The sequence below is a fragment of the Bradyrhizobium sp. URHD0069 genome, from assembly GCF_000701345.1.
Lineage (GTDB): Bacteria > Pseudomonadota > Alphaproteobacteria > Rhizobiales > Xanthobacteraceae > Bradyrhizobium.
Genome location: NZ_JNIJ01000109.1, coordinates 1 through 3504, shown reverse-complemented (window position 1 = coordinate 3504; position 3504 = coordinate 1). Strand labels below are relative to the sequence as shown.

The window sequence follows — 3504 nt, the reverse complement described above, 5'->3', positions numbered from 1 at the left end:
CACCACGGACCTCGTTTCACCATCAGCCTGAAGCGCAGCACCCAAAATCTTCAACTATCCACAAGCTGGGGCCGGCCGATTACCCCATCTTTCAAGGGTAACCCGGAAGACATTTGCTCACACTGGGTTCTTCTCAGTTTGACCCGAAACGGACCTCGGAAGGCTTGCCTCCAAAATGCATAGACGATCCGATTGACGCAACCTTGGATTGGTTAAAGCTTTCGTGCCCGAAGGCGGATCGCCACGTCCACGGGATTGGCGGCGGCAGCCGGGAATATCTGCGCGCTCGGACCGGCCGAGACATCGGTGGCGCTGGACATTATCCACGAATTGATTACGTCCGGCCCCGCCCGGTCGGCCAGTGTCTAATCAGGCGGCCGGTATCACGTTGTGGTTGAGCCGGAACATGTTGGCCGGATCGTAGGTCTTCTTGATGGACGCCAAGCGCTCGTAGCGCTCCGGGCCGTAAATCGCCGCGGCGTCGGCCGCCTCATCCGGCGCGAGGTTGTTCACGAATCGCCGGTCACCCTGCCAGGGCTTCATGCCGTCGAGCAGCTCGGCGACCGACCGCTTGAGTTGCTGCTCCTGCGACAGCGGACCGGCCGAGACGCCGAGCAGGCTGTACGGCAGGCCCCTGGTCGCTACGGCGTTGGGCACCGCCGACTCCCGGTCCCACGCCCCGCCCAGGGCACGCAGCTCGGCGATCACCAGGGTGGTCTCTGCGTCCGGACCGACGAGTTCGATCAGCTTGTCCTGCGCCTGCGCGGGGAACTCACGCAGCATGATGCCCCGTTCGTAGTAGGGCACCGGTTCGGTCGGCTCGCTGTGGATCGACGCGACCTCGGTGTACGGCATGTCCCGCACCGTATCCAGGACTGCCGGAGCTACCGCCCGCAGCGGCTCTACCATCCGCTCGCCGTCCGCGGTCGTGCCGTTGTAGGCGATCCGCACCGACACCAGAAACTTCCCGCGTACAGGCTCGGGCACTTCGGGCATCGATGGCATCCGCATCACGGCGATCGACGTGACCATGGTCTCCGGGGTGCTCGGGTGCCAGTCGGCCCAGACGCGCAGCACGTCGGCCGTCCGCTCACCGGGGAAGTAGATGCCGCCGCCGTAGAGGCGGGACACCGGGAACAGGTCGAATTCCAGGGCGGTGACTACTGCGAAGTTGCCCTTGCCGCCGCGTAGCGCCCAGAACAGGTCGGGTTCGGATTCCGCGTTGACGTGCCGCAGTTCGCCGTCCGCGGTCACTACGTCGAGCGAGCGCACGTGGTCGGCGGCGTAGCCGTGGGAGCGGCCGAGGGTCGGGCTGAGGCCGCCGCCAAGGGTGTAACCGGAGACTCCCACGGAGGGGTTCGACCCGTTCAGCGGAGCCAGCCCGGCCTTGGCCGCCTTCTCGACGACCTCGGACCAGATCGCTCCGGCGCCGACCCGGGCCGAGCGGCCGACCGCATCGATGGCCACGTCATTCATCCGCCGGGTCGCGATCACGCGGCGCCGTGCGCCAGGCCGACTATCTGGTGGCCGGTGGTCTTCACCAGGACCGGCCGGTACTGCCCCGCCGCGAAAGTAACGGCGGCCTGGACATCGGCCGCGCTCTCCGGCACCACGATCACCGCGGGCACCAGCTCGTGATTCAGATTCCAGACGGCGCGTTCGTCGTCGTATCCCGCGTCGCCCGGCAGTAGAACCGAACCTGCGACCGTGGCCGCGAGGCGCGCGGCATCCTCCGGCAATACCGGCGGCAGCGACGAATCCTTGAAAGCCATGACATACATCCTATTGCTAGTGCCATACCCGAAGCCAAGACACCTCGGACGGGTCCGAGAAGCCTCTGTCTGTTCTTCGCCGTTCGTGATTAAGGCTGTGGCGGGTGGGAACAGGGCGGCACCCGGAAACCAAAAGAAGCGCTTCCCACGTGGCGATGGCCGGTAGGTGTGGTCGGCTCTGGTCATGAAACAGGACCAAGATTGGAGGGAATGATCGTACCATTGCGCCATGGCCGCTCTGCCCATCGATCTCGACCGCGCCGCAAGGACGCCGCTGGCGACGCAGATCTACCGGGCGGTCCGGGACGCCATCGAGATGGTGCGGCTAGACCCGGGGGCAAAGCTTCCTTCCTGGCGTGACATGGCCGCTAAGCTCGGCGTCTCGCGCGGCACCGTACGCGTCGCGTACGCTTGCGGGCCACCGGGTAGGATTCTTGTGGGTTGTGAAAATCACGTGGGTAGCTGCAGACGAAATCAATGCGAGCAAGGAAGGCACCGACTGATAGGTTGAGCCCTCAGCGGATGCGTAGTTCGCGGATTGGTGAATATTGCTGCTTCTCGCAAAAAGCCCGCATTCGGTAATAGTCGGGCCAGTCTGCCGCACACTTGCGGCGAGCGACGGTAGAATACTCTGATGGGATGACAGAGGGCGACCCACGTCCGGGTCTGGCAGATTTTGTTGCAAAAGTCGGCTGCAACCGATTAGGCCCTTAGGCCTTTTGTTAAGAGCCGCAGCTTTGGACGCGCTGGCCCTGACGCTCTTTACTCAACTCCAACGCTACGCGATGCAGAAAGCCTGGGCGGGCGGTGGGCGTGCGACCAGCGATGCGAGCCGCCTCAGGTTCTGAGCGATGGCACCAAGAACAAATTCATCCTGGGCACCTCGCGGGCCGCGCAGTCGAAGGCGTCCTAGCCTCAGGATGCGCTTCAAATGCGCGAACCGCATCTCGATCTTTTTGCGCTCACGCCGCGACTGTTCAAAGCCCTCGGTGCCAGCGAACGACCGGGCAACGTCCCGGGCATGCTCATGGATATCGCGCGGGATCTTGCGTGATGGTTCCTTCGGGCAGCATTGCGGTTTGAGTGGGCATACATCGCAGTCGAGTTTGCTTGCGCGATATAGAAGCGTCTTGCCCTCATGCACGGTGCCACTTGTCCCAAGCTGCTTTCCGCCCGGACAGTGGTAGACGTCGCTGGTCGGATCATATCGAAAGTCGCCACGCGAAAAGGTGCCATCATCTCGCTTTGACTTGTCGAACACAGGGATATGTGGCGCGATGCCCTTAGTCTCGACCAACCAGTTCAGCATCGGAGCTGCCCCATAGGCGGTATCGGCCACAAGCCGCTCCGGCTTGAGACCGAAGCGCTCTTCTGTCCGTTCGATCATGGTCCTTGCGGCGCCGACCTCGGCCTGGCGAATGGCGCGGGATGCCTCGACGTCAACGATGACGCCGAACTTCACGTCAATGAGATAGTTGTCGGAGTAAGCAAAGAATGCCGGCCCCTTGTGAGCTCCGGTCCACTGCGCCGCGGGATCGGATGGTGAGACGAACTTCGGGACAACGTCGCTGGCGGCGCCCCACGCAGTATCGTCGAGAGTCGTCAGATACTCCTTCACAGCGCGGCTTGACCTCGCCGGATCGCGATCCCTGCGCCAATCCTGACCCGCGATCGAGCGCTGCTTGTTGGTATCGGCCGCAATCAGGCTCGCATCGACGGCAAAGCCTTCACC

General features: G+C 63.6%; 4 protein-coding genes. 1 reads left to right on the top strand and 3 read right to left on the bottom strand.

Translation table 11 applies throughout. The features are described from left to right. Window positions 1-369: 369 nt before the first annotated feature. Complete coding sequence (locus N554_RS36775; RefSeq protein ID WP_197033809.1) at window positions 370-1476, bottom strand: FAD-binding oxidoreductase; 1107 nt, start codon at window positions 1474-1476, stop codon at window positions 370-372. A gap of 14 nt (window positions 1477-1490) precedes the next feature. Next, window positions 1491-1772: an FAD-binding protein gene (locus N554_RS41345; protein ID WP_197033808.1), complete on the bottom strand. Its 282-nt coding sequence runs from the start codon at window positions 1770-1772 to the stop codon at window positions 1491-1493. A 229-nt stretch (window positions 1773-2001) separates the two neighbouring features. Here N554_RS41345 and N554_RS0130355 point away from each other — a divergent pair, with 229 nt between their 5' ends. Then, on the top strand, window positions 2002-2283 hold the full coding sequence (locus N554_RS0130355) for a GntR family transcriptional regulator (RefSeq protein WP_029586882.1): 282 nt from the start codon (window positions 2002-2004) through the stop codon (window positions 2281-2283). Window positions 2284-2550: 267 nt separating this feature from the next. On the opposite strand, the gene N554_RS0130350 is transcribed toward N554_RS0130355, so the two are convergent. Beyond that, a partial coding sequence (locus N554_RS0130350) for a transposase (RefSeq protein ID WP_036054689.1) occupies window positions 2551-3504 on the bottom strand: 954 nt, incomplete at its 5' end.

What these genes read in the sequence shown, in the direction of transcription:
- N554_RS36775 (WP_197033809.1), bottom strand. Translation starts at nt 1,476, where the DNA reads ATGAATGACGTGGCCATCGATGCGGTCGGCCGCTCGGCCCGGGTCGGC.
- N554_RS41345 (WP_197033808.1), bottom strand. Translation starts at nt 1,772, where the DNA reads ATGGCTTTCAAGGATTCGTCGCTGCCGCCGGTATTGCCGGAGGATGCC.
- N554_RS0130355 (WP_029586882.1), top strand. Translation starts at nt 2,002, where the DNA reads ATGGCCGCTCTGCCCATCGATCTCGACCGCGCCGCAAGGACGCCGCTG.